This window comes from Elusimicrobiota bacterium (assembly GCA_016182905.1).
In the GTDB taxonomy this organism is placed as follows: Bacteria; Elusimicrobiota; Elusimicrobia; order UBA1565; family UBA9628; genus GWA2-66-18.
The window spans coordinates 169,413-192,874 of the sequence record JACPFR010000010.1; the positions used below are offsets into that span (position 1 = coordinate 169,413).

A 23,462-nucleotide genomic window follows, 5' to 3' on the forward strand; every position below is an offset into this window, starting at 1 on the left:
CTCCGGCGGACTAACCTCGAGGATAGTCATCAGGACCCTTTTCGTCGAGGCTTCGGCGCCGGGCTGTTCCCTTTTATCTCGGGCACGAACAAGGTCAGCGCCGGGTCGAGCTCGCGCTCCTTGCGGCGGAACTCGGCGACGGTGAGCTTCAGGCGCGTCTCGTCGCGGTAGCCGTCGCCGCACTTGAGGGCGTAGAGGACGTGCTCCTTCGGGAAGGCGGCCTCGAGGCGGTCGCAGAAGGTCCCGAACTTGTTCTCCTCCATCACGCGGTTGACGCCGAGGATGATCGCGCCCTTGGAGGAATCGACGGCGGCGCCGGGCTCGGCGAGGCTGCGGGCGTTCTGCACCGTGAAGCCGCGCTCGCACAGCTCGAGGTCCTCCTGCAGCATCGTCAGGATCCCGTCGATCGAGGAGGGTGCGGTCATCACGCGGTACGGGTAGCCGGCGTCCTTGCAGCGCTTGGCCATCATGTTCCCCTCGCCGAACAGCATCGGGTGGCCGTAGGTGACGTAGCCGGTCTGCGAACCCTTGTCGAGCTCGGCTTTGACCGTCTTCCAGACCGTCTCCTGAGGGTTGGCGCCCTTGCCGCCGCCGACGGCGATCGAATGGACGCCCGGGAAGACCGCCTCGAGCAGCTCGCGCACCTCGCGCGTGTCGGCCTGGGTGTAGACGGCGTCGCAGCGCTTGAGGGCCATCAAAGTGTTCAAAGTGACCTCGTACGGGCGGTCGATGCCGACGCCGAGGAGCCAGAGGCATCCTTTGCCGTCCTTGGCCGCCGTCTTCTTCGCGTCGCTCATGAATTTCTCCCCGGGCGCGCCGGCCGCCTTCCCGGACTTCGCGATGTGGCCGAGCGCGGCGGCCGCGGCCTCCATCATCTCGTACGAGCGCCGGCGCGACGAGTCGGCGCCGCTGCCTTGGAGCGCCGCGCGGATCGCCTCCCGCGCCTCCTCCGTCTTTCCCTCGGCGAGCAAGGCGCGGCCGAGCTGGTAGCGGGCCTCGGGGTCCGAGGGCGACTTGGCGAACTCGGCCCGGGCCTCGGCGGCGCGCCCGAGCGAGAGCAGGACGAGGCCGCGGTCGAGAGAGCTCCCGGCGCCCGCGCCCGACAAAGCGGCGGCCCGGTCGAGGTCCGCGAGGGCCGCGTTCCAGTCGCCGAGGCGGGTGTGCAGGTACGACCGGCCCGCGAAAGGCCTCGGGGACTTCGGCGCGAGCTCGATGGACCGATCGAAGTCCTTCAGGGCGAGGTCGAACTCGCTTCGGCCGGCGAGGATGGTCCCGCGCAGGCACAGCAGTTCCCAGTCCCCGGGCGCGAGGGCGAGGGCCTTGTCGAGCGCGCGCCTGATGGCCTCGTCCGGCGAGGCGGACCGGCCGTTGCCGTGCGAGGCTCGATCGACGGCGGTCTTGAGCAGGGGCAGCCAGGCTTGGGCCGTCGCCGCGGTCATGGCGGCGGTGAGCGTCTCGAGGTCCTGCTCCGCGGTCCCGGTCACCCCAATCCCTTGAGGCGCTTCTCGATGGCCGGACGCTGGTCCCACTCCATCGGCGCGAGCTGCAGCGCCCGCTCCAGGTCGGCGCGGGCCGCCTTGGGGTCCTTCGCGCGCTCGTGCAGGGTGGCGCGCGAGGTCATCGCCGCGGCCGCCGTCGTGCGGCTCTGCGGCGAGGGGACCGCGAGGCAGCGCTCGATGGCCTTCTCGTACGCCGCGAGCGCCTTCGCGTCCTGCGCGGTCTCGCCGTAGACGACGGCGGCGTTGACCAAGGTCTCCGCGTCCTCGGGCGCGGACTTGAGCGCCGCCTCGAACTTCTTGAGCGCGGCCGCGTGGCCGCCCTTGAGATAAAGCTTGACGCCTTCGGCGTTCAGCCGCTTGAGATCGGCCGGCCGTTCATAGGGCGCCTCCCGCCCGGGAGGCGCTTTCTCGACGGCGGGGGCGGGCGCGCCCGTCCCCTTGGGGGCGGAGCCGCCTCCCTTGAGCACCTGCAAGGCGCCCTCGTCCTTGGGGCGCAGAGCGAGCACGGCCTCCGCGTCCTTGACCGCCTCCTGCGTGCGGCCGAGGAGGTGCTTGAGGCAGGCCCGCTTGAGCAGGAGCCCCGGGTTCTTGGAGCGGGACAGCATGAGATCGAGATACCACAGCGCGCGCACGCGCTGGCGCTCGGTGTAGAACGGCATCGCGTTCTCGGTGATCCAGTCGCGATAAGGGTCGCCCTCGCGATCGAGAGGGCGGGAGGGCTTGCCCTTGGGGGGCGCGGGAAGCGCGTCGAGCAGGCGCGGGTAGAAATCGGCGAAGGTCGGATATTTCTTCCGGTCGCCCTCGTATTCGGCGATGCGCGCCTTGAAATCCCGCAGGAACGGGAGGCCGCACTCCTCCTCGTGCCGCAGCTCGTGGTCGGACAGCGCCGCGCTGATCTCCAGGCTGACCAGGCGGAGCATGACCGAGCGGACCATGTGCTCGCGCACGTGGTGCATCCAGTTCTGGTACTCGCGCGTGGCCTTGCGCTGCGGGGGCTGCTTCTTGGCGATGTCCTCGCCGTAAAGCTCGGTGACGTTGTCGAGGACGCCGTGGGCGGCCTCGTGCCAGATGCGCGCGTGCAGGCGGTGGTAGGTGCAGGTGAGCGGCCCGGAGGTCGGCTCGACGGGGCCGACGACGGAGATGATGTCGGCCAGGCCGTCCTCTCCGCGCTGGACGATGTTCGCGCCGGTGTCCGAGGAGATGAACGGGGAAAGCGTGAAGAGGTAGCGTCCCTCGAAGGGCAGGCCGGTGTACTTCTCGATCTTGCCGATGTAGTCGACCGCCTCGATCTCGCCCTTCAGCTTGGCCAGGTCGGCGTCGAGCAGATGGACGTTCGCGTCGAAGAACTCCGTGAACTTCGAGTCGACCGCGAAGTCGCGCATGTGCTGCAGCCACTTCTCGAGCTCGGCGTCGCCTCCGACGTAGTGGGCGAGGAACGCGATGGAGATCTGCGAGTGCGGCTTGAGCTCGGGCGAGGGCGAGAGGCGCATGAGCCCCTGGCCGCGCTGCCCGAGGTCGAAGGCCCGGATCTCGGGCAGGGCGCGGTGGCGGATGGCGGGGTGGTCCTTGTAGGGGGCGAAGTACCTGCGGGCCTGGCGGACGTACTCGATGTCCGGGTGCATGAAGTCCGTCGCGTGCCCGGGGCCCTTGCCGCCCGCGGTGAGGTCGAAGGCGAGCAGCTCCATGACGCCGTCGAGCTCGAGACGGGGGTCGACGCTGAACTCGAGCTTGGGACGGGCCGCGGCCTTCTTCCGGGCTTTGGAGGGGGAGACGGGCACGGGGCTACTCCGAGGCCTGCCTGCGCTTCGGCCGATTGTACGGCTTGGCCGTCGGCATCATCTCCAGGAATCGGGCCTTCTTGGCGTCGAAGAGCTCCCTTTCCGTCTTGACGTTCAAGCTCTTCGGCTCGATGCTGCCGAAGAGCTGTCCCACCGTCTCGATCTGTTTTCCCAGCGCGTCATGCTCCCGGAAGCACCGGGCGTGCTGCTTTTCGATCCGCTGAGTCTTCTGCCGGAGCAGGTCGTCGAACGCGAGGGGGATACTGCCCTTGAACTCCGCGGCGAGGGCCGCTTTCTTCTTGGCGAGGTCCGATTTCAACTCGGCCTCCAGGTCCAGGCACTGCTGAGTCGAGTCGAACGCCGCGTTCAATCCTCCGATCGAATTCCTCAAGGCTTGCCTCGTCGCGGCGCCGGAGGCGGCGGCGGAGGGGCTCGGAACGCTGGGCGGCGGCGGAGACGCGGCGTCGGCCGCGGACGCCAGGGCGGGCGCGAGAAGAAGAACGGCTCCCAGGAGGCTTGTCATCTTCATAAAAGGGCCCTCTTCATGCGATTTTTTCGAGTATAACAGATAAGAGCCTGAGGCGCAATTCGCTTTCGGGTCCATGGTCACGGGGTTTTACGGCAGGGGCTAGGGAACTTTTTGGCGGGGTGGATCGTATGAATAGTAATGGATAAACCACCAAGACACAAAGGATTTTTGGTTTCGACCGCTCCCGCCCGATCTGGGGCCGAGCTCTCGCGTCATCGTCGACGCGGCCTTCAAGGTCCACAAGACCCTGGGTCCGGGATTACTCGAATCGGTCTACGAGCATTGCCTCTGCCACGAATTCAGGTGTCGGGGCGTTCCTTTCCAGTCACAACTCTCCCTGCCCGTTCTTTACGGCGGATTCAGCATCGAGACGGGCCTGCGCGTCGATCTCATCGTGGATGGACGCATCATCGTCGAACTCAAGGCGGTCGAGGTCCTTCATCCGATCCATACCGCGCAGCTCTTGACCTATCTTAAGCTGACAGGCCTACGCCTCGGCTTGCTCATCCCTGATCCGGGAGGGTATCCGAAGAATCGTCCTTTGAAAAACTAAATATCTTCGTGTCTTGGTGCCTTGGTGGTTTATCCGTTAAAACCCAGTGAACTTGGAGGCTTTCGCCCGGCGCCGCGCGCGGATTCTGAATATTGGTATCATGTCCGCGGACTTCGGCGCCGCGCGCAATAGGAAACGAGACTGAATCAGACACGCGTCGTCCTCCCCCTTCTTGCGCTCCTTCTCGCCTGGGGCGTCTGGAAGGCTCCCGCCTGGGTCCTTCCCGGAACCGAGGCCCACGGCGCGTCTCTGCCGTACGCCGAGTGCGGGGAAGTCCTGATCCACGGCGCCAATCCGGGCTTCTCGCTCTATCCTTCCTTCCACCAGCCGTTGGCGAGCATGCTCGCCGTGCGGATCTTCAGCCATACCCCTCCCGGGCGCCGGCCTTGGCGCCAGGCGGCGGTTCTGGCCGGACTGCTGACCGTCGCCGCCGTCTGCATCCTGTCGGGCGCGCCGTTCGCCGCCGTTCCGGCGGTATTCATCCTGCTGGCTTGGCCGGACCTTTGGCCTCGCCATCAGCCCTACGTGCAGTTCTTCTACACGCTCTTCGTTCTCCAGGCGGCGGCGGCCTTGGTCTGGCGCGCCGCGTCGCCGACCCCGGCCCGCACCGCGGTGCTCGCCGCCGCGGTGGGCGTGAGCCTGCTCTACCGCTCGCCGCTGCTGCTTCTGCCGCCGCTGCTGGCCGGCCTCGAATGGGCGGGCCGCCGGGAGCGCGGGCGGGACTGGGCCGTCAACGCCCTGATCCTCCTGACGGTCCCTTATCTGCCTTTGCTGCCGTGGGCGGCGATGAACTGGATCGTCCACCATCAGATCTCCTTTTTCGAGCGGGGAGAATCGCTTCCGAACATCGTCAGCGCCGCGGGCGGCTTCGTGCATTATTCCGAGGCGTTTTGGCGCGCGCAGGTGCGGGCCGAGCCCGGGCTGCAGAACCAATACCTTCCGCGATTCTTGACCTGGGCTTTCACCGAGATCGCACGCCACCCGCTGCGCTACGCGGCGGGCTTCGCGGGGCGCTTCGCCTACGCGATCAGTCTCCAGCCGTGGCTCTTCGCCTTCGGCGCCGCCGGCGCCTGGGCGTGCCGCCGGAATCCGTCGGCGCGGGCCTTGGCGCTCCTCTGCGCGTATTACGTGCTGATCCATTCCTCCATCGCCGTGCTCCCGGACTACATGGTGCCGCTTTGGCCCTTGCTGGCCGCGCTCGGGGCTATGCTCGCCGTCCCCTTTCTCCCTAAGGCGGCCGAGGCGTCCGGCCTCGCGGCGGGCGCGCGGGCTTGGCTGCTGCTCCTTCTCGCCTGCGCCTGCCTGGCCGGAGCCGAAGCCGACGTCCGGGCGCTGCGCTACGCGAAGCTCTTTCAGGCGCGCCCGCCCGAATCCGACCAGGCGCTGGCCGAGGCCCTGGAACGCGCGCCCCGTGACGGCTGGCTCCACTATCGCCGGGGCTGGCGGCGCTTGAAAGCGGGGGACCGCGCCGGAGCCGTCGCGGACCTGAGCCTGGCCGCCGAGCTCCGCCCCGACAACCCTCTCTGGGGGCTCCATCGCGACTGGGCGAGGCTGTTGGCGGGCGACCCCGAGCCCCTGCTCGCCTGGAACCGCCCGCTGTCGCCGCTCACCGCGCAGACGCACAAGACCGACCCCGACCTGATGCGGGCCTATGTCTTCGGCCGGGACGGCCGGACGCGCGAGGCGAGGGAACGGCTGCTGGCGGCGTACGCGATCATTCACGCGGGCCGGGCGCCGGAGGAATCCCCGCACAGCCTGGAGATCCTCTGGGACCACGCGCGGGAGCTCTTCGGCCATCTGCCGCCGAAGGATTGGATCGCGGTGTGGCGGGAGCTTTACCTCCTTTTCGACGACGAGCCTTCGAGGAAAGTCGCGCGGCGTCATGATCCGATGCGGGACGCCGTCGTCTCCCTTCAAGCCGCGGGAGCGCACCGCGAAGCCTTGGCTCTGCTCCGCGAGCTTCTTCGCGTCCGCCCGGACTCCGCGACCCTCTGGACGGACAAGGCCGTCAGCGAGGCCGCCGGCGGCAGATGGGAGGCTTCGGCCTCCGACCTGCGAAAGGCGCTTGCGGCGGACCCGGCTTTCCTTCCGGCCTCGTTCTCTCTCGGCGCCGTTTACATCCGGATGGGGCGGTCCGAGGAGGCGTTGAAGGTCTATGACCGGGCGCTCACGCTGGGAAGCGCCGCCTCCGATCCTCACTGGGTGCTGCTTCGTTCGACTCGCGACGAGACGACGCGGCTACTTCGCTCCGGAAAATAACGCGGGCGCGAGGGCCTGGGCGCGCGAATAAAGGGCGGCGGCCTCTTCCGCCTTCCCGATCCTTTCGAGGCAGACCGCCTGCCCGATGAGGCTCCAGACGTTGTTCGGCTCGACGGCGGCGGCGGAGGCGAAGGCCTTCAGGGCCTCGGCCGCCTTCCCCTCGTTGAGAAGGGCCTGTCCGGCCCAGACCCAGGCCTGGGCGTAGCGCGCATAGAGCTTCAGCGCCCGCTTCAGCTCCGCGAGGCCGGCCGCCGCGTCGCCCTGCGCGATCAGCAGCTCGCCGTGCCAGGCGACGATCCAGAAGCAGTCCGGGGCGAGCCGGACCGCATGATCGAGGGCGGCTCGCGCTTGCTCCGCGCGGCCCGCGGCGCGGTGCACGCCGCCGCGCCACGCGTGCACCCACGCGAGCTTCTCGTCGCGGAGCACGAGCGGGCCCTGCGCGCCCAGGAAATCGTAGTCGCAGGAGCAGCGCGGATCGAGGCGCATCGCCTCGAGCAGGTCGGCGAGGCCCTTCTCCTTCTCGCCGAGCTCCATCCGGATCTGACCGCGCAGGGCCAGGAACCAGGCGTTCGTCGGCTGCAGCGAGACGGCGACGAGGACGTCCGCGAGGCTTTCCTCGAGCCGTCCGGCCTTGCGCAGGATCTCGGCGCGCCAGCCGCGGGCGTAGGCTTCGGTGCCGCCTTTCTCCGCCTCGCGCGTGTCGGCGAGCGCGCCCTCGAGATCGCCCTTCTGGCGCCGCGCCTTCGCGCGCACGATGCGCGCCCACGGCCAGGACGGGTCGCGGTCGACGGCCTTCGTCGCGCTGGCGATCGCCTCGTCGTAGCGCCCGAGGCTGCGCTGGCACTCGCTTTTCTGGACCCAGGCGGAGGCCGACTTCGGGTCGAGCTCGATCGCGGCCTCCGCGTCCTCGAGTCCTCCCTCGAAGTCCCACAGGTGGCGCTTGAACTCGACGCGGCCCGATAGGGCGTCGGCCGAGCCCGGCTGCAGCTTCACGATCGCGCTCTGGTCGGCGAGGGCGAGGTCGTAGCGGCCCATGCAGCGGTAGGCCTCGGCGCGCAGGCCGTACAGCTCGGCGTCCTCGCGTTTGGCGAGCAGTCCGGCATAGAGACCGGCGGCCTCCTCGTGGCGGCCTTCTTTTTGAAGCGCCCGGGCCTTCGCGACGAGAGCGTCGTCGTCGTCGTCGTCGGCGTCGGCGGCGGCGGGCGCGGGCTTGCGCAGGATCGCCTTGATCTCCTTGAGCTCGGCGGGGGAGAGGAGCCCGGGGTTCCCGGCGGCCAAGGCGAGGTCGGCGCGGCCTTCGCAGGCGCGGCCGTTCGCGAGATACAGCTTGCCGCGGTAGTACAGCGCGAGGCCGTTGCCGGGCTGGAGCGCCAGCGCCTGGTCCAGGTCGGACATCGCGCCTTCGCGGTCGCCGCGGCGCAGGCGCGCGGCCCCTCGCCACAGGAAGGCGTCGGCGAACTTCACGTGGACCTCGATGGCCTTCGACAAGGACGCCTCGGCCGCGGCGTCGCGGCCGAGGCGGTACTCGGCCTCGCCCTTCCAGCTCAGGATCCAGGCGGAGTTGGTCTCGAGCTCGAGCGCGCGCTCGAGATCGGCGATCGCGGCGGGCAAGGCGCCCTGCAGCATGCGCGCGCGGCCGCGCCAGGCGTAGGCGAACGCCGACTCCGGGTCGCGCGCGATGGCCGCGTCGAAGTCGGCGAAGGCGGCCTTCCATTCGCCGAGCTCGCCGCGCGTGCGTCCGCGCAGGATCAGGGCCTCGGGCGGACAAGGCTTCAGCGCGAGCGCGCGGGTCAGGTCCTTCTCGGCGCGGGCGAAGTCGCGCAGGCGCATCATGAGGTCGCCGCGCCACAGGTGCGCCAGCGCGTTGGCGGGCGCTCTCTCGATCTCGGCGTCGAGCTCCTTGAGGCCGCGGGCGAAGCTCTTCGGCTCGGCCTCCCAGAGGTACTTCGGGTTCAGCGCGCTCGCGCGCTGGATGTCCTCGAGGGCCTCGGCGGTGCGGCCGAGCGCGCGGTAGGCGTGCATGCGCTCGAACAGGCACAGGTCGATCGTGTGCGGCTTGAGCGCGATGGCGATGTCGAGGTCCGCGACGGCGTCCTTGGGCTTGCCCAGCAGGCGGCGGGCGCTGCCGCGCCACGCGTAGGCCAGCTCGTAGCCGGGGGACAGGCGCACGGCCAGGTCGAGCGCCTTGGCGGCGCCCGCGGCGTCGCCGGTGCGGCGCAGGAACTCCCCGTGCCAGGCGCGGATCCAGCCGGTCTTGGGCTCGAGGGCGACGGCCTTCTTCAGCGACTCGGCGGCCGAGCGGAAATCGCCCAAGGTGATCTGGCAGCGCGACAGGTAGGCCCACACGAAGCCGCGCCCGGGCTCGAGCTCGGCGGCGCGGCGCAGGTCCTCGAGCGCGCCGAGGTTCTCGCCGATCTCGGGTCCGCGGCGCACGTCGGCGCGGAAGACGTAGGCCCAGAAGTCGTCCGGGTTCTCGTCGATGTGGCGCGTCGCGGCGTCCAGGCTCTGGCGCGAGTCGGTCTTGAGGGCGTGCAGGCCCAGCATCACGAAGAGCAGGCCGCAGTTCTCGTCGAGACGCATCGCCTCCATGCAGTCGGCGAGGCAGCCCTTCCGGTCGCCTTCTTCGAACCGGCAGACGCCGCGCAGACGCCAGCCCCACTCCAGCTCCGGGTCGAGGCGCAGGGCCGCGCCGAGCGGCGCGAGCGCGTCTTTTCGGCGCTTGAGCTTGTAGAGGATCAGCCCTTGGACGGCGAGCGGCAGGGCCTCGCGCGGAAGCCGCTTCGCGGCGGCCTCGGCGTCGTCCAGCGCGGCCTCGAAGGCGCCCTTCGTCATCCTGGCCAAGGACAGCCACAGCCGCCACCAGCCGCTGCCCGGCTCGAGCTCGACGGCCCGCTCGATGTCCGCGGCGGACTTGTCTCCCGCCGCGGCCTTCAGCTCCCAGCGCCAGGCGTGGGCGGCGGCGAGGGACGGGTCGGCCTCGAGCGCCGCGTCGAGGTCGGCCGCGGCGCGCTCCGCCTCTCCGAGGACGCGCAGCAGACGGCCGCGCTCGGCGAGCTTGCGGGGGGAGGGCATCGCGGGGAAACGGCGCAGCGCCGCGCGGTAATCCTTCCCATGGATGATGCCGTGGCGGCCGGGAAGATGCGCGGTGGAACGGCCGAGGAAGAAGTGACGGCCGAGGGTTTCCGCGAGGGTGTCGGGAGGGAAGGTCTTCATGGTTCGGACGTGTAAAGCTTAGCCGTTTTGCATGTGTTGTTCACGGGGAGCGGGCCCGCGGGGGCCGTCCTTGACGCCCCTGTCATTTTGACCTACCCTGTCTCAACGGGCCCGCGCGCCCGGTTCCCGAGATGAAAAAAGCTAACATCCCTCCGCCCGAAGGAGACCGAAACGAGGTGGGAAGGTAATGGAAGGAGCCGGCGTCCTGATCCGCGTCATCCAGCTGTACGCCTGGGCCGTGTTCCTGTCCTCCTGGGGGCAGATGGGGTGGGTCGACTGGAAGGAGCAGAAGATCCGCAACCAGTACATCATGTTCTGGCTCAAGCTGATCCTGATCGGCTACGCCCTGATCCTGGGGCAGTCCTTGCTCGGCGCGTTCGGCTTCATCAATGTCTTCATCCTGCGCGACTACTACCTGGCCCTCGCCGGCCACGCGGGGTTCTCGGCGGCCGCGGCGTACCTGCTGTGGCGCCTGCGCATCTGGCCCGCCGGCGACGTGAAGCTCTTCGTGCTCCTCGCGCTGTGCTACCCGCTGATGCGCATCCCCGGGTCGTTCCGCTCGGGCCTGCTCTTCCTCGAGGTCCTGATCAACGTCTTCGTGCCCGCGGCCGCGTTCCTGTTCCTGACCGCCTGCGAATACCTGTGGCGCACGCGCTTCGCCCACTACAAGAGCCACGTGACGGGGTTGATCCGCGCCTACTACAAGGACTTCCGCTTCCCCGAGTTCGACTTCTCGCGCTTGCGCTTCAAGTCGTTCGGCGCGGGTCTGCTCCCGGCGGAGGCCTTCACTCTCGCCAACGCCCGGGCCGCGGCCGCCGTCGTGCACGGCAAGGCGTGCTGGCTGCGCGACCAGGTCAAGGTCGAGGTCGGCGGCTGGCTGACGGCCTACCGCGAGAAGCCGCTGCGGTTCGTCCTCGACGCGCTATCCTGGCTGTCGATGATGGCGGTGATGTCGATGATCTCCTACTACCTCAACGACGTGATCACCTCCAACGTGCTCAAGACCTTGGTCTGCTTCGCCTTGATGTTCACCTGGAGCCGCATCTGCCAGTGGGTCGGCACGGGCTGGGCGCTGGGCACCGTGCTCGGCGTCTGCGCCGTGGTCCTGTGGCGGCACCCGAACCTGAACCTCCCGGCCCTGGCGGTGATCTTCGGGCACCTCACCGTCTTCAGCCTGTGCATCCTCCTCGGCGTCCAGCTGGCGTTCAAGATCATCGCCGGGAAGACCGGCTACGTGTTCCTTCCCTTCCTGATGATGCTGCCGGGGCTGATCCCGTGGCGCCTGCTGTTCTCGACGCTTTGGTCGTGGATCGCCGGCGCCTGGCATCGGCTGGCGTCCCTCGGCCGCGGGCTGTCCGTGCCGGCCGCGCCCGCCCTGCCGGCGCTCCCCGCGGCGGCCTTTCCGAGCCTCGGCGGCCTCGAGGCGCCGGCGTGGGCCGCGGCGATGGACCTGTCCGTGCTCTCGATCTGGGCGGTGATGGGATTGTTCTTCGGCCTGGCGCTCGTCTTCGTGAAGATCTGGGACGCCGAGTCCTACAAGAGCGTGCCCATCGCGCACATCGACCGGTTCATGACGCTCGGCCCCTCGCTCGTCGAGCGCATCGAGGCCGACGAGGACTTCCGCGACGAGCACTTCTCGACCTTCTACGCCGACGGCCTGACGGGAGAGCAGGCGGAGGCCCTGCGCGAGTGGTGCGGGGCCGAGGGCATCGAGACCGTGCCGCTCGCCCCGACCATCTCCTTCGCGAACTGGATCTTTCTGGGCTATTTCCTGACCCGTCTGCTCGAGGGCCACGTGCTGAGGTTCCTCTATTGAACACCCTTTACGAGAATCGCTGGATCTTCGGCGGAGGCCTCAGCCCGGAGTGGGCCTGGGTGGTCAAGCGCCGGCGCGAGCTGGCGCTCGCGGACCTCGCGCGCATCGAGACGCATTACCTGAAGCACGCGCCCGCCGCGGTCAAGAAGCGGCGCTACGCCGCGGGCCTGCGCTACTTCCTGCGGACGAAGTCCCCCGAGCGCGACCGCCTGGCCGTGCACCCCTGCTTCGACTACTGGCTCGACCTGCACTCCCGCCACTTCGGCGCGCCCGTCCAGGAGAGCGACTGGCACCTCCAGTTCGGGCTGTTCCAGAGCTTCCCGGCGGCGCTGGCGCTGTCGCGCGGCGACCGCCTGGCGCTCGACGCCACGGCCGATCCCGACGGGCGCTTCTTCCTGTACGGCACGCCGAAGTTCCTGCAGGCCGCGCCCACGGCTCCGCTGACGCTGAAGACGGCGGGGGGCAGGCTCTCGTCCGGAGCCAGGCCCGCCCGCCTCGAGTCCCTCGTCGAGGCCGTTCCCGGGATCGTGGCCGACGACCGCGGCTGGCTGATGGTGCACGGCGTCACCATGCACGGGCTCGTGTCTTTGGACGACAAGGAGCGCGCGCGCTTCGCCGCGGTCCTTGGGGAGGCGTTCTGCGACCTCTCCGGGCGCGACCACGGCCTGTACTCCGAGATGCGCGACCTGCTCTTCTCCCTCGTCCCGCTGAAGAACCCCGTCGAGCACGGCAGCGTCAGCTCCTCCTACGTCAACCTCCGCGGCCTGATCGCGCTGTCCCACTCCGAGGACCGCATCCTTCAGGCTGAGACCCTCATCCACGAATTCTGCCACCAGAAGATGAACCAGCTCCTCGTCGTCGACGCGATCCTGCTGCCGGGGCAGGGCGGGCAGGTGTTCTACTCGCCGTGGCGCCCGGACGCGCGGCGCCTGCGCGGCCTGCTCCTCGGCGCGCACGCGTTCCTCAACGTCGCGCGCTACGTCGCCACCTCGTTGGCGCGCGAGGAGTTCCCCGTCGAGCAGCGCATCGAGCTGATGGTCAACGTCGCCCTGCGCCTCAATCAAGTCGAGGCCGCGCTCAAGGGCCTGACCGGCTACGGCTCCTTCACCGAGTTCGGGCGCCGCTTCGTGATGGGCATGTGGACCGAGCTCGAGGTCCTGCGCCACTCGGTGCTGTGGTTCCCCGCGGCCCTGCTCAAGGAGCAGGCCGCCGCCGCGGCCGCGCACCGCAAGAAGTACGCGCTCGGCGACACCGGGTTCTACAAGGACGCCGCGCTCGTCGACAAGGTGAAGCGCGCGGCCTTCCTGACCCCCGAGGAAGATTCATGAACGCCAAAGAACGGATCGAATGGACGAAGGCCGTGGGCGCCTGCGTGCCCGGCGCCGACGTCAAGGCGATGCTCGCCGCCGCCGGGGCCCTCGACGGCCCCGGCCGCTGGGAGGTCTCCGTGAGCGGCGCCGGCCTTCACCGCGTCGGGCTGCGCTTCTTCGGGGCCGGAGATCACGCCGCCTGGATCAAGACGGCGCTCGCGCCGTTCGGGCTCGAGGGCCCCGCCCCCGACGCCCCCGTCGAGGGCCGCCCTTGGCTCGCCGCGTCCTGGGACCTGAAGACCGGACGCTGGACCTCGGTCCGCCTGTGCGGCGCGGCGCGCGGCGCCAAGCTCAAGACCGGCCAGGCCCTGGCCTGGGACTACGCCGCCGGCGCGGAGGCCCCGACGCGCCGCGTCCTGAGCCCCGTCCCGTTCAAGGCGGGGATATTCAAGGAGCCGGTCCTCGACCGCGCGCTGGAGGATTTCTCGCGGCTCTCGCCGCTGGCGACGCTGTCTCTCGAATCGCCGGGTTGGACCTTGCGTCTCGCGCGGCCCCTGCGCTGGCCGATGTTCGCGCGCTGCGACCTGTCGGCCGCCTTCACGCCGGCGGGCTCGCAGCTCGCGCTGTTCCTGCTCGACCGCAGCGTGACCGAGCTCGCTTTCGACGGGGAGGCCCTATGGGCGCACTGCGCGGGATGAGGAGGAAGGTCTGCATCCTGGCCAGCGGCGGCTTCGACAGCGGCGTGCTCCTGGCCGACTACCTCGAGCGGGGCTACGAGGTCCATCCGTTCTACGTCAGCTCCGGCTTCTTTTGGGAGAAGGCCGAGCTGCACTGGCTCCGGCGCTTCCTGAAGGCGCTGAAAAGCCCGCGCCTGAAGCCGCTGACCGTCGCCGAGACCCCGATGGGCTGGATCATGGGCGGACATTGGAGCCTGACGGGCAAGGGCGTGCCCTCGTCGCGCGCGGCCTGGGACTCGGTGTACCTCCCGGGGCGCAACCTCCTCCTGCTGAGCCAGGCCGGGGTCTACGCCGCCACGCGCGGCCTGCCGCTCGTCGTCCTCGGCGTCCTGCGGGGCAACCCCTTCGCCGACTCGAAGCCGCGCTTCCTCATGGACATGGAGTCGGCGATCAACGACGCCCTGCGCTCGCGCCTCAAGGTCGAGGCCCCCTACACCAAGCTCCACAAGGACGGCGTGGCGCGCCTGGCCGAGCGCTTGGGGAAGCGCTTCCCGCTCGAGCTGACCTTCTCCTGCCTGCGTCCGCGCGGCGTGGACCCGTGCGGCAAATGCAGCAAGTGCGCCGAGCGCCGCGCCGGACTCCGCTGATTATCCTTGAGGATAGGCGCCGTCAGGCGGCGATCTCGGCGGTGGGGACGGCGAGGGCCTTGTAGGAGCCGGCCTCGAGCTGATCGTTGAGCCAGGTCACCGGCTGGGGCTTGAAGGAGACCTCGACGAAGGTCCTGCAGCCGGCGGCGTGCGCCGCGCGCACCGCCTCGAGATGGCGCTCGCAGGCGACGGTCTGCTCGGCGAGGAGCTCCTTGATCCGCGCCGGGTCGGTCTCCGCCTTGCCGGAGGTGCCCATGAACACGGGGACCTTCGGCGCCTTGAGGTCGATGGACGCGAGCGCCGCGGCGAGCTCCGCCTTGGCGGGGGCGAAGGCGGCGGTGTGGTACGGCCCCTCGACCTTGAGCACCTTGACCTTGACCGGCCAGTCCTCGGCGCGCGCCTTCTCGGCGTAGGCCTCGAGCGCGGCGGTGGTCCCGCCGAGCGTTCCCTTCGTCACGGTGTTCCACAGGGCGACGGAGACGCCGGGGACCTCGGAGACCGAGTCGGCGACGTCCTGGAAGTCGTCGGCGGACGCCGCGGCCAGGCCCATCGGCTCGGAGAAGCCCTTGCAGCAGTCGGAGAAGGCCTTCGCGCGAGCGGCGATGAAGCGGCCGCTCTCCTCGACGCTGAGCGCGCCGGCCGCTACCAGGGCGGCGACGACGCCCATCGAGTGCCCGATCGCGCCGTCGAGCACGAGGCCGGGGCGCGCGGCCTCGTAGGCGAGCCAGTGGGCGACGTGGGAGGCGTGGATGGCGCGCTGGGCGTTGAAGGTCAGCGCGAGCGGCTCCTCGGGCATCGTGGTCAGCAAAGTCTCGAGGTCCGCTCCGAGGGAGGGCTTGAGCCGCTCGATCACGGCGCGGGCGGCGGCGTTCTTGAGGAGCCCGACGCCCATGCCCGACTCCTGCACCGACTGCCCGGCGAACAGCGCGCAAACGGTCTCGTTCATGGAACGAGAATAACTTTTTTGCGGCGAGCCGTCTATTTGACGGGAGACGGCGGCTCGGCCATGCCGTACAGGCCTCTGCGGCGGGCGTACTCGATGGCGCGGTGCGGGACGAGGCCGTGGCTGCCCTCGCGGACGGCCGTCGAGGAGGCGTCGAAGCCCGCGTGCTCGATGAACTTGACCTCGAGCGTGGTGGGGACGGACTCGGCGGGACGCTCGCGCTCGATGAAGGCGACCTTGAGCTGATGCAGGGCCGTGTCGTGGCCGAGCGCCTTCTCGCGGTTGGCCTCGAGCTTCGGCAAGGTGTCGGGGTTGCCCTTCTTGTCGGTCAGGCGGTAGTGGTCGTCGCCCACCATGTACCAGGCCTCGACCGGCATGCCGGGGTTCAGCGCGAGGATGCGGAAGATGTTGGTCTCGCCGTCGAACTGGGTGCCGACCGCGATGGGGGAGTAGACGAAGAACGGGGCGAAGCCCTTGAGGACCTCGACGCCCATCGGGTGGCGGTCGAGGACCGGCGTCATCGTCGGCTTGCGCGGGTCGTCGCCGGCCAGGACGAAGACGACCTTGTCCACGCTCAGGTCGCCGACGGCGCGCAGGGCGACGATCAGGTGGCCCCAGTGGAACGGGTCGGCGGCCACGGGATAGACGCCGACCTTCAGCGGGCGGGCGGGGGAGGAGACGGGGGGGCCGTCCGGATCGACGCGGAGGTCGAGCGACGGGTCGATCTCGCCGGCGTCCAGGCGCTTCTGGATGGCGGCCAAGGCGCGGTCGGCCTCGCCGGCCACCGTCTCGAGGAGGGAGGCGTCGGCCTCCGGCACGGTGCGCACGGTGTCGAGCAGCTCGGCGCGGACGTGGCGGCGCAGGCGGGCGGCGGGGCTCCTCGCGGGGATCGGGAAGGCCGCGTCGAGCGCGGCGAAGCGGCGGTGGAGGCGCTCGAAGAGCGCGGCGCGGGGGTGGCCGTCGACCGGGGCGATGGCCGCCGGGATGACGTGAGCGAGGGCGGATGGGGCCGCGGCGGCGGGCATGGGGGCCGGCGCGGGCGCGGCCAAGGCCGGGGAGAGGAGCGACGGCGCGAGCGCGGACGGGGCCAGCAGGCCGGGGCCGGAGACGGACACGGGCGAGACGGCCGGGGCGATCGAGGAGGAGGCCGAGGAGGTCGCGGACTTGGTGACCCCGGCGAAGCTCAGCGCCGGAAGGAGGCCGAGGAGCACGAAAATGAGTTTCTTCATGGGTCTATTATAGCGCGGGGCTCTTTTAAAGAATATGAGCCAGAATATGAGCCTTTTGGGCCCCGCCCTCCTAGGACTAACGCTCCGCAACAGTCCGGCCTAGGAGATCATGAAGCTCGCGGCCGCGTAGCGGCCGGAGTGGGACAGCGAGAGGCTCCAGTCCTGCGGAGCGCCTTTCCACAGCACTCCGGGCAGGCCCGAGTCCTCGGTGAGCGCCAGGCGCGAGGAGGTCCCGATCTCGTCGTTGGAAGCGGCGATCATGTCGAGCGCGAGGTCGCGGACGAAGGCGCCGGGGGAAGTCCCCGGGGGGACCTCGCCGACCGCCCACAGGACGTCGCCCTCGGAGTCGTCGTCGCCGACGAAGCCGCCGCGCAGGACCGCGACGCAGTGCAGCTTGTCCTCGTCGTCGTCGGTGAAGCGGATGTCGAGCTGGAGGCCGCTCGGGATGTGGGTCGCCTTGCGGCGGAACAGGTCCACCTCGATCTCGTGGAACGCGCCGTTGGGGACCACGATCACGGCGCGGCCCAGGGCCTTGTGGCACGCCTCCTTGGCGCAGAAGTAGCGCCAGAAGCCTCGGAACAGGCTCTCGGGCCCGAGCGCGGCCAGGGCGGCGAGCTCCTTCTTCGTGAGGTGCCGCTCCAGCCACTCCTGATCCGCTTCCATGAGATCGTCCGAGAAGTTCTCCCTCAGCAGGGGACCTTTGAGGTCGACCACGTCGTTGCCCGCGCAGTTGCGGGCCATGTCCGAGCCCTTCCACCACTCCTGCTGCATCTCGGCCAGGCGGTCGAACAGCCGCCGGCTGATGTCGCGCGCGTTGGTCTCGCCCGGGAGCACGCCGTCGATGAGGTCGGCCACGACCCGTAGCCGGTCGCCGCGCGGCGGGGCGGCGGTCGTCGCGATCTGGCGGTCGGAGCGCAGGTACACGCACAGGAACTTGGAGGCGGGGACCTCGAGGGCGAGCTTGCCGAGGAAGTCCTTCGGCCGCTTCGGCTCGAGCCAGCCGGAGCGGGAGCGCCCGGCCTCCGGGTAGACGAACACGGCGCCGCCCTGCTTGAGGACCCAGACGCACTTATCGAAGGCCTTCTGACGCCAGGTCTCCGACGCCGCGTCCTCGCCGCCGCGGAGAAACGGGATGCAGCGGCACAGATAAAGAAGGCCGCGGATGAACGCGCTCTGCACCGGGCCGCCGAGCTTGTAGTAGTTGGTGTACTCGGGGGTGGACCAGGGGATGCGCCGGTCCTCGATGAGGCGGCTCGTCGGGAACACCGCCCAGTAGACGAGGAAGCTGTCGATGAGCGTCAGGTGGTTGGCGGCCCAGATGACCGGGCCGTCGTGCGCGTCGAGCTTGGCCCATATCTCGGCGCGGATGCGGTCGATGTCCGGGTCGAGGCGATAGCGGAAATGAAGCCGCGCGACCGCGGCGACCACGAGCGACACGGGCACCACGAGCGCGCGGCTGAGCGCCCACTGGAGGCGGAGGGCTTTGACTTCCTCCGCCTCCAGGGGCATTTTTAGGAGAGTTTCTCAGCCAGCGCGACCGCTTCCTGCAGGGCGGCCCGGACCTCGGCGACCTTCTTGTCCTCGATCGCGCGGCGCTTGCCGGCGGCCTCGGAGACCTCCTGGGAGACGCGCAGCTTCGCCGCGCTCATCTTAAGACGCGTCCTGATCTCGGCCTCCTCGCCGCGGAGCTTGGCCAAGGCGGCCGCGTCGCCGCCGGCCGACACTCCCTTGATCTTGTCGAGGGTCAGGTTCAGCTCGGTGGTCAGCGCGTCGAAGCCGGCCTTGTCGTTGTTGTAGGCCTTGGCCTTGGACGCCGCGAGCTTGGCGGCGTCGGCGAGCAAAACGTCGTAGTCCTTGGCCTGCGCGACGAGGGTCTTGAGGTTCGCCAGGGCCTCGGAACGCTCCGCGCCCGCGAGCTTCTCGGCCTTGCCCGCCATCTTCTTGAGGGCGTCGGCCATCTTCCAGCCGTCTCCGGTCGCCATCACGTAGGCGAAGGACATGACCTTCTCGAGGTAGGCGTCGTTCTTCGGCATATGGCCGAGGTCCATCAGCATCTTGACGGAGAGGCCCGGCGTCGCGGCCAAAGCGTCCTGGCCGTCCAGGATGCGCAGCTTGCCCAGCTCTCCCGCCGTGAGCCTGTACTCCGCGGAGCCCTCGGCGACCGGCGTCTTCGTGGTCATCTTCGTGAGGAACTGGCGCTCGATGGACATGGTGATGTCGGCGAGGTTCGAGGACTCGATGCCCATGCCCACGATATGGCCGAGGTAGGGGGTGTTCGCGTCCGCGGCGGCGTAGTTCGCCTCGTTAGTGGCGTACTTCTTGACGCCCGCGGTGATGCGCTTCTCGGTGTCCTCCGGGGTGAGCGTGTTCACGTCCACCGCCTCGACGACCGCCTGTTTTCGCATGAATGCCATGTCTTTCTTTCCTCCGGTTTAGCGACCGATTCTATTATTTTCCGTCCCAGCGTTTGAACAAAACACAGCCGTTGACGTCGCCGAAGCCGAACGAGGCCTTGATGACGTACTCCAGCTCCTTCTTGACCATCGCGTGCGGGATGCTGTTCCCGATCGGGATCTGGGGATGCACGTCCTCGCTGTTGATGGAGGGGTGCACGTAGCCTTTCACGATCTGGTCCACGACGGCCACGCATTCGAGGGCGCCGGCCGCTCCGAGCGAATGTCCGATCATGGACTTCGTGGACTGGATGAGGGGGAACTTGTCGAGCGGGAGCTCCAGGGCCTTGATCCAGCTTCCCACTTCCCGGGGATCGGCTCCCGTCGAAGTGAGGTGGCCGTTGATGAGCGAGATGCGCTTGGGGTCGACGCCGCTGTCCTTGAGCACCTGCCGGATGCAGCGCATGACGCCGTCCGGGTTGGGGAAGGTCATCGTGCCGCCGTCGCGCTGGCCGCCGGAGTTGGCGTAGGCCGCGACGACTTCACAAAGGATTTTTGCGCCGCGCTTCTGGGCATGTTCCAGAGTTTCCAGGCGCAAAACGCCCGCGCCGCCCGACGGCACGAAGCCGCAGGCGCCCGCGCCCATCGGCTGGGAGCCCTTCTCGGGGCGGTCGTTGAACTTGGAGCACAGGACGTCGCGCATGGCGTCGAAGCCCGACCAGGTGCCCGCGTGCGTGCCCTCGGCGCCGCCGGCGTACATGGACTCGGCGTAGCCCATCTGGATGTGCTTGAAGGCCTCGAAGATCGCCTCCGTGCCCGTGTTGCACGCGGAGGAGTTCGTCGTGGTCTGGCCGCCGAGCCCCAGGAATTTGCCGACCGCCACGGACACCGAGCTCTCCATGATCTTGGGGACGATGTCGGTGCCCATCGGGCGGCAGCCCATGCCCGGGTCCTGCTCGGCCGCCGCGGTCATCACCGGCGCCAGCTCGTCGAACATGGTGTCCATGCCGCCGATGCCGCAGCCGATGATGGCGCCGGTGTCCCAGTCGACGTGGGTCTCGTTGTAGCCCTTCTTGAGATCCACGAGGACCCCTGACATCCGGGCGGCTTCCACGGCGGCCATCGTCGCGTACACCATCGCCTCGTTGAGCTTGGCGAGGTCGGGGCCGGAGATCAGCGCCTCGGCCTCGTCGGGACCGACGGGGGGCTTGCCGCCGATCTGGCAGGCGAAGTTGAGAGCCTTGAGCTCCTCGTGGTGGGCGATGCCGGACTTGCCCGCGGCCAGCGCCGCGGAGTAGTCGGCGACGCCGAGGCCGTTCGGGGCGACCGCCCCGATGCCGGTGATGACGACGCGCTTGGGAAATCGGCTCATTTCAGTTTCTCCGAATCCTTGGGGATCCACAGCCCGGAGACGACGCCGGAAAACGCGGTCTCTCCGTCCTTCGGCCCGCCGAGGAACTTGATCTCGGCCTCGGCCACGAGCTTGCCGGCACGGAAAAACCCGTCCTTGCCGAACTGGGCGCGGCAGGCGAGCGTGTCTCCGGGGCGCACCATCTTCTTGAAGGAGCCCTTGTCCACGTGCGTGAACAGGTTGACGAGCTCCGCCAGGCGCTCCTCGCCGGCCTTGGCGCCCATCAGGTAGATGGCCCAGGCGACGACCGAGGTCTGCACCGCCATCTCCACCATCTTCACGCCGGGCACGACGGGGTTCCCGGGGAAATGGCCCGCGCAGTCCTCGTCCTTCCAGGTGTACTTGGTCAGGACGTGCTGCTTGTCGATCTCGAGGATCTGATCGATGAAGCGCATCGGCGGGCGCTGGGGGACGAGCTTGAGGACTTCGGCGGCGGTGAGGTCGCTCATCAGAGCGCCATGCCCCCGTCGACGGCGATGACGGCGCCGGTCAGGTACTGGTTCTCGATCGCGTGCCAGACGGTCTCGGCGATCGCCTCGGGCCCGCCGAAGGCGCCGAGGGCCACGTCCTTCTTGATTCCGGAACGCTGCTCCTCGGGGATCTCGGCGGTCATCGCGGTCTCGATGAAGCCGGGGGCGATCGCGACGACGCGGATCCCCTTCGGGCCCAGCTCCGAGGCGAACTGCAGGGTGAGCGCTTCGAGAGCGGCCTTCGTGGCGCGGTACACGGCGGAGCCGACGACGGCCTTGCGGGCGAGCACCGAGGATATGTTGACGATCACGCCGGACTCGTTGCGGGCCATCTCTTTGGCGAAGTCGCGCATGAGGAATAACGGCGCTTTCAGGTTGGTGTTGATCAGCTTGTCGAAGCCTTCCTCCGAGACCATGAGGGCCGGCTCGTGGGGCTTGTCGATGCCGGCGTTGTTGATCAGACAGAAGGGGGTTCCCTTGGCAAGCACGGCATCCAACAGAGTTTTTCGGCCTTCGGCCGTCGACAGATTCGCTTGAACGGCGAACGAATCGGGGATCTCGTTGACGAGCGCCTCCGCGGCCCCCTTATTGCCGTTGTAGTGTATACAGACCTGGAGCTGGCCTTCGGCTTTTACGGCGATCAATTTGGCGATAGCGGCGCCGATCCCACCGGACGCACCCGTCACGACGGCGATATCCATTTACTGCACCTCCATGTATCCGCCGCCCCACGCCAGGCCGGCACCGAGGACTGCGTACACGATCTGATCGCCCTTCTTGAGCTTGTCGAGCCTCTGGGCGATCGCCGACGGCATCCCGGCCGAGGCGATGTTCCCCTGCACCTGCACGTTGCTGATGTGGTGCTCTTTCGGCAGGTTCAGATGGCCGATGATGGACTCCTGCATCACGAAGTTCGCCTGGTGGGTGACCGTGTACACGTCCTCGGCGAAGAGCTTCTTCGCGGCGGCGATCTGCTCGAACATCTCGACGGTGCGGCGGATGGAGAATTCCCGCACCTTCGCGCCGTCCTGCCAGAAGTGGCGGGTGGAGTCCACCTTCACGTCCTCGCAGCCCTGCGGGTCGGTGGCGAAGACCATCGGCTCGATCTTGATGCGGCCCTTGTGCTTGAGCGAGCAGATCTGGGCGGCGGCGCCGTCGCCCCAGATGTAGCCGTCGAAGTTCTCGGGGGAGTAGTCGGTGCGCGTCGTGTAGCAGGCGGTCTGCACGGTCAGCACGAATTCCGGGAAAGCGCTCTCCTTCAGGTCGCCCAGGTACTTCATGTGGCGGGCGAAGGAGGAGCACGCGGTGTTCATGTCGATGTGCGGGCCGGGCCCGATGCCGAGGGCCTTGGCGACGTAATTGCCGGTGCCGGGGATCAGGTCGAAAGGAAGGTCGGAGTTGCACACGACCATCCCGATCTGAGAGGGCTTCACGCCGCAGTGCGCCATCGCCTTCTGGGCGGCGCGCACGGCGAGGGTCACCGGCGTCTCGCCGTTGGCGCGGGCGTGGACGATCGCCTGCAGCGGGTCCTTGTTGTGCGTCTTGACGATGTATTCCTTGGAGAGGACCGAGTATCGCTTCTGGATGCCGAGGCGCGAGAGGCACCACTCGGGCGTCTTCTTCAAGCCGACCTCCTTATGCAGGAAGTCGTTGTCGATCTCGGTCTTGGGGAGGGCCCAGCCCATCCCGAGGATGTTGAAGGAGTTGTTCATCACAGGCCGGAGATGGCCTCTCCGCCGTCGGTGCGGATTATCGAGCCGTTCGCCCACCGCAAGGTGGGCGTGCAGAGGCCGAGGATGGTCTCGGCGACGTCCTCCGGCGTGGTGAGCCGGTGGAACGGGTTGCGCAGGCGGGCCTGCGCCTTCATCAGGTCGAAGTTCGGGATCGCGTTGCCGGCGGGCGTGTCGGTGATGCCGGCCTGGACGATATATGAGGAAACCCCGTAAGGCGCGAGCTCGACGGCCATCGCGCGGCAGGAGGCCTCGAGGGCGGTCTTCGCGGCGGAGACGGCGGCGTAGCCCTTCCAGGCGACCTCGTTGCCTTCGGAGGTCATGGCCACGAGGCGGGCGTCCTTGCTGAGCAGCCCTTCCTTGCAGAGCTCGCGGCCCCACAGCAGATAATCGTAACCCATCATGAAGATCGTCTTCATGAGGTCGTCCTGGGTCAGGAGCTCCTCGCGGTACGGGATCCGGGAATCGGCGAGGGTATGCAGGGCGTCGCAGCCCTTCTCGTGGAAGGCGGTGTTGACGGCGGCCTTGACCTTCTCGGCGGAGATGCCGAGGGCGTCGGCAAGTCCCTTGATGGCCATCCCGCGGAAGTCGGGGGTCTTGTCCTCGATCATCAGGCGGCAGGAGCCGGCCGCGATGGACTGCATGAACAGGTGGACCTTGCCGGGGCCGCAGTTGGTTTGGATGCTCTCGAAGAGCTCGCCTCTTCCGTCCTCGTCGAAGAGGTTGACGTTGTGGGTGACGAGCTTGACGCCCGCGGCTCGGATCTCGTCGAAATGGGGCTTGATCACCGTCTCGACGGTGCCTTCCTTGTCCTTGTGGCCGATGAGGAGGTTGAAGCCGGCGCGTGCCAGTCTTTTAGACGTCGCCAGGCCGAAGCCGGAGGAGCCGCCGAGGACGACGGCCCAGAGGCCGGAACCGTGGAAATCGAGAGTGTTTTTCTGATCCATTAAGGTATTTTACCATGTCCTGACCGGTTTCGGTCATTGATCCCCGTCAATCCTCCGG

At 68.8% G+C, this 23,462-nt stretch carries 18 protein-coding genes and 1 pseudogene; 6 read left to right on the forward strand and 13 right to left on the reverse strand.

Annotated elements, in window-relative coordinates; translation table 11 throughout:
* Window positions 1–29 precede the first annotated feature (29 nt).
* The 3 genes from HYV14_04715 to HYV14_04725 are packed head-to-tail and all read right to left on the reverse strand — an operon-like array spanning window position 30 to window position 3,806.
* The gene (locus HYV14_04715) at window positions 30–1,484 is read right to left on the reverse strand and encodes a tetratricopeptide repeat protein (protein MBI2385300.1); all 1,455 of its coding nucleotides are present in this window, start codon (window positions 1,482–1,484) and stop codon (window positions 30–32) included.
* Window positions 1,481–3,277 (reverse strand): DUF4932 domain-containing protein, encoded by a 1,797-nt coding sequence (locus HYV14_04720; GenBank protein MBI2385301.1) that lies wholly within the window; start codon window positions 3,275–3,277, stop codon window positions 1,481–1,483. Before HYV14_04720 ends, HYV14_04715 begins: the two co-directional genes overlap by 4 nt.
* Before the next feature lie 4 nt (window positions 3,278–3,281).
* Window positions 3,282–3,806 carry a hypothetical protein gene (locus tag HYV14_04725; protein MBI2385302.1) on the reverse strand — a complete coding sequence of 175 codons (525 nt, stop codon included), beginning with the start codon at window positions 3,804–3,806 and terminating at the stop codon, window positions 3,282–3,284.
* Between the two features lie 142 nt (window positions 3,807–3,948).
* Between HYV14_04725 and HYV14_04730 the strand changes: the two are divergent.
* Window positions 3,949–4,351: pseudogene (locus HYV14_04730) on the forward strand (GxxExxY protein).
* A gap of 347 nt (window positions 4,352–4,698) precedes the next feature.
* Window positions 4,699–6,618 (forward strand): tetratricopeptide repeat protein, encoded by a 1,920-nt coding sequence (locus tag HYV14_04735; protein ID MBI2385303.1) that lies wholly within the window; start codon window positions 4,699–4,701, stop codon window positions 6,616–6,618.
* Here the strand turns inward: HYV14_04735 and HYV14_04740 are convergent.
* Complete coding sequence (locus HYV14_04740) at window positions 6,598–9,831, reverse strand: tetratricopeptide repeat protein (GenBank protein MBI2385304.1); 3,234 nt, start codon at window positions 9,829–9,831, stop codon at window positions 6,598–6,600. The two genes, HYV14_04735 and HYV14_04740, sit on opposite strands and share 21 nt — an antisense overlap.
* A 187-nt stretch (window positions 9,832–10,018) precedes the next feature.
* Here HYV14_04740 and HYV14_04745 point away from each other — a divergent pair, with 187 nt between their 5' ends.
* The 4 genes from HYV14_04745 to HYV14_04760 are packed head-to-tail and all read left to right on the forward strand — an operon-like array spanning window position 10,019 to window position 14,281.
* Window positions 10,019–11,647 carry a hypothetical protein gene (locus HYV14_04745; protein MBI2385305.1) on the forward strand — a complete coding sequence of 543 codons (1,629 nt, stop codon included), beginning with the start codon at window positions 10,019–10,021 and terminating at the stop codon, window positions 11,645–11,647.
* Entirely contained in the window at window positions 11,644–12,975 is a 1,332-nt protein-coding gene (locus HYV14_04750; GenBank protein MBI2385306.1) for a hypothetical protein, read from the forward strand. The genes HYV14_04745 and HYV14_04750 overlap by 4 nt, the downstream gene beginning before the upstream one ends.
* Complete coding sequence (locus tag HYV14_04755; protein MBI2385307.1) at window positions 12,972–13,655, forward strand: hypothetical protein; 684 nt, start codon at window positions 12,972–12,974, stop codon at window positions 13,653–13,655. The genes HYV14_04750 and HYV14_04755 overlap by 4 nt, the downstream gene beginning before the upstream one ends.
* Window positions 13,634–14,281 (forward strand): 7-cyano-7-deazaguanine synthase, encoded by a 648-nt coding sequence (locus HYV14_04760; protein MBI2385308.1) that lies wholly within the window; start codon window positions 13,634–13,636, stop codon window positions 14,279–14,281. The genes HYV14_04755 and HYV14_04760 overlap by 22 nt, the downstream gene beginning before the upstream one ends.
* Window positions 14,282–14,303: 22 nt before the next feature.
* Here the strand turns inward: HYV14_04760 and HYV14_04765 are convergent, their stop codons facing one another.
* The 9 genes from HYV14_04765 to HYV14_04805 all read right to left on the reverse strand — a co-directional run bounded on the left by HYV14_04765 (window position 14,304) and on the right by HYV14_04805 (window position 23,404).
* A complete protein-coding gene (locus HYV14_04765; protein ID MBI2385309.1) occupies window positions 14,304–15,227 on the reverse strand; it encodes an ACP S-malonyltransferase in 924 nt (307 codons plus the stop codon).
* Between the two features lie 32 nt (window positions 15,228–15,259).
* Entirely contained in the window at window positions 15,260–16,453 is a 1,194-nt protein-coding gene (locus HYV14_04770) for a hypothetical protein (GenBank protein ID MBI2385310.1), read from the reverse strand.
* A gap of 99 nt (window positions 16,454–16,552) precedes the next feature.
* Complete coding sequence (locus HYV14_04775; protein ID MBI2385311.1) at window positions 16,553–17,962, reverse strand: 4'-phosphopantetheinyl transferase superfamily protein; 1,410 nt, start codon at window positions 17,960–17,962, stop codon at window positions 16,553–16,555.
* Window positions 17,963–17,964: 2 nt separating this feature from the next.
* Window positions 17,965–18,867, reverse strand: a complete 903-nt coding sequence (locus HYV14_04780) for a hypothetical protein (GenBank protein ID MBI2385312.1) — start codon at window positions 18,865–18,867, stop codon at window positions 17,965–17,967.
* Window positions 18,868–18,901: 34 nt separating this feature from the next.
* Window positions 18,902–20,218 (reverse strand): beta-ketoacyl-[acyl-carrier-protein] synthase family protein, encoded by a 1,317-nt coding sequence (locus HYV14_04785; protein MBI2385313.1) that lies wholly within the window; start codon window positions 20,216–20,218, stop codon window positions 18,902–18,904.
* Window positions 20,215–20,706: a hypothetical protein gene (locus HYV14_04790; protein ID MBI2385314.1), complete on the reverse strand. Its 492-nt coding sequence runs from the start codon at window positions 20,704–20,706 to the stop codon at window positions 20,215–20,217. The genes HYV14_04785 and HYV14_04790 overlap by 4 nt, the downstream gene beginning before the upstream one ends.
* Window positions 20,706–21,428, reverse strand: coding sequence for an SDR family oxidoreductase (locus HYV14_04795; GenBank protein MBI2385315.1), 723 nt, complete (start codon window positions 21,426–21,428; stop codon window positions 20,706–20,708). Before HYV14_04795 ends, HYV14_04790 begins: the two co-directional genes overlap by 1 nt.
* A complete protein-coding gene (locus tag HYV14_04800; protein ID MBI2385316.1) occupies window positions 21,429–22,439 on the reverse strand; it encodes a hypothetical protein in 1,011 nt (336 codons plus the stop codon).
* Complete coding sequence (locus tag HYV14_04805; GenBank protein ID MBI2385317.1) at window positions 22,439–23,404, reverse strand: SDR family oxidoreductase; 966 nt, start codon at window positions 23,402–23,404, stop codon at window positions 22,439–22,441. Before HYV14_04805 ends, HYV14_04800 begins: the two co-directional genes overlap by 1 nt.
* Window positions 23,405–23,462: the final 58 nt, after the last annotated feature.